This window comes from Erythrobacter sp. HI0063 (assembly GCF_001635685.1).
GTDB lineage: Bacteria > Pseudomonadota > Alphaproteobacteria > Sphingomonadales > Sphingomonadaceae > Qipengyuania.
Genome location: NZ_LWFF01000296.1, coordinates 1 through 269, shown reverse-complemented (window position 1 = coordinate 269; position 269 = coordinate 1). Strand labels below are relative to the sequence as shown.

Genomic DNA, 269 nt, shown 5'->3' with positions numbered 1-269 from the left:
TCTTCGCGATCGTCCTGTCCGAGGTGCTTGGCCGCCGCGATGCCGGCCTGTTCCAGCGGCGTTTCGGCCGCGCGGTCGAGCGACAGGCCTTGTCGGTGACGGTGTTGGCCGCGTCGCTTATATTCGTCGCGACGAGCTATATCGCCTCGATCTCCCCTTTGCCGCTCGACGATATTCTGTTCGAATGCATATCCGCTTTCAGCACGGTGGGTCTGTCGACTGGCATTACCGGAGATCTGCCGCCTACGGCGCTGCTGGTGCTGTGCGTC

Annotated in this window: 1 protein-coding gene; it reads left to right on the top strand. The window is 62.8% G+C overall.

The features are described from left to right. Positions 1–269, top strand: a 269-nt coding sequence (locus A3736_RS10190) for a potassium transporter TrkG (protein WP_304439414.1), incomplete at both ends; no start/stop codon positions are given.